Source organism: Roseomonas chloroacetimidivorans, assembly GCF_049629625.1.
GTDB lineage: Bacteria > Pseudomonadota > Alphaproteobacteria > Acetobacterales > Acetobacteraceae > Roseomonas > Roseomonas chloroacetimidivorans.
The window spans coordinates 1-1,743 of sequence record NZ_JBNBZS010000250.1 but is presented as its reverse complement, the minus strand read 5'-3'; the positions used below and the strand labels follow the sequence as shown (position 1 = coordinate 1,743).

Annotated in this window: 2 protein-coding genes; both read left to right on the top strand. The window is 67.4% G+C overall.

Annotated elements, in window-relative coordinates; genetic code table 11:
• Positions 1–482: 482 nt before the first annotated feature.
• A complete protein-coding gene (locus ACO1BU_RS37145) occupies positions 483–1,217 on the top strand; it encodes an MlaA family lipoprotein (protein WP_424140869.1) in 735 nt (244 codons plus the stop codon).
• Positions 1,218–1,530: 313 nt separating this feature from the next.
• Positions 1,531–1,743, top strand: a 213-nt coding sequence (locus tag ACO1BU_RS37140; RefSeq protein ID WP_424140868.1) for an FAD-dependent oxidoreductase, incomplete at its 3' end; no start/stop codon positions are given.

The following is a 1,743-nucleotide window of genomic DNA, read 5'->3' as shown; positions in this document are numbered from 1 at the left end:
GATTTCCTCAAGGCTGGCGCGAGCCACACCGCGCTCGAGGAAGACGCGTACCGCGGCGTCGAGCACCGCCTTGCGAGTCCGTTCAGCCCCTTCCCTGGTACGTCGCACCATTCCGACTTAGTCCTAACTTTGAGCCTTTACATACAATCACGAATGGATACCATCAAGACGCCGCGGTTCGGCCGCGTCTTCCCCCGCTGGGTGGAGTTCTGCTTCTGCGGTGCCCCGCCCTCCGCCCGGCCGGGCCGCGGTCCCCTGGCGGAACTGGCAACGTATCGTCCTTGAGGAGCGTGGATCATATGGCCCCGACACCCTGGACTGGCTTCGTGGCCCGCATTTTTGCGGCAGTGCCAACCGGTATGGCGGGCGAGCGGAGCCGTAAGTGCGCGGCCCAGACGGCTTCGATTTCGGAACCGCCTCCCCGCAGGAAGACCCCGGGGTGCGGGCTTCGCCCAGCGCTCGCGCTCACGGCTGCCCTGCTGATGACCACCGCCTGTGCCACGCGTCCGCCGGCAAGCGACCCGGAGGCGGTGGCCGAGTTCGAACAGATCAATGACCCCCTGGAGCCAACAAACCGGGCGCTCTATGATGTCCACGACGCGATCGACACCTACGCGCTGCGGCCGGTGGCGGTGGGCTACCGACACGTGGTGCCGCCGCCGGTACGTACGGGCATTGGCAACGCGCTCGCCAACCTGCGCAGCCCCGTGATCCTCCTGAACGACACGCTGCAGGGCGAGCCTGACCGCGCCGGAACAACGCTCGGGCGCTTCCTGATCAACAGCACCATCGGACTGGCCGGTTTCTTCGATGTCGCCGCCGATATGGGCCTGCTGAAGCACGACGAGGACTTCGGTCAGACGCTCGCCCGGTGGGGCCTCGATGAGGGGCCGTTCCTCTTCCTGCCCATCCTCGGCCCGACCAACCCGCGCGACCTCGCCGGCTTCGGGGTGGATGTCGCCGCACAGCCCCTTAACTGGCTTGGCCAGGGGGATGCGGTGGATGCGCTCCGCTGGGGCTGGGCGGGGCTTGCCGCTATCGACGCCCGCGAAGGGCTCATTGAGGTTGTCGACGAGGTTAAGGCCTCCTCGCTCGACCCCTACGCCACCTTCCGCAGTGCCTACCGCCAGCGGCGACGGGCGCTGATCGAGAACCGGGATGAGCACAGCGGGCCTTCCTCTGGCGCCGACACGCGAGGAGGCGCGCCAAGCCCCTGATCGCCGCGGCAGCACGGCCGTTCATCAACGGACATGTACATATCCCGTGCCCGATACATATCCCGTGCCCGAAGGCGTGCCGACCGGATGCTTCACCCATCAACGTCGTGGCTCGCAATCTCGAAGCTGGCAGGCTGAATATGCTCGAGGGAAGACCGGGCCGGCAGGTAACGACGGGGCTGCTGAGGCTTGGCGTGGTGCTCTGTCGTGCACACCGCATCCCAGCCCTGGCCGGCTTACTCGCCCCTACGGCCGTCGGTCGCGCGTCCGCTATCCACGCCCGACCATTCCTCACCCCGCTTGGTGGAGCCTTATGAGCAATCCTCGACGCATCGCCGTCGTCGGCGGCGGCATCGCCGGCCTTGAGATCGCCACCCAGCTTGGCAAGCGCCTCGGCCACTCCGGCCAGGCGGCGATCACGCTGATCGACCGCGACACGGCGCATGTCTGGAAGCCGATGCTGCACACCATCGCGGCCGGCACCAGCGACGTCCACCGGGAGCAGGTGGCCTTCGCTTCCCATGCA

What these genes read in the sequence shown, in the direction of transcription:
- ACO1BU_RS37145 (WP_424140869.1), top strand. Translation starts at nt 483, where the DNA reads ATGACCACCGCCTGTGCCACGCGTCCGCCGGCAAGCGACCCGGAGGCG.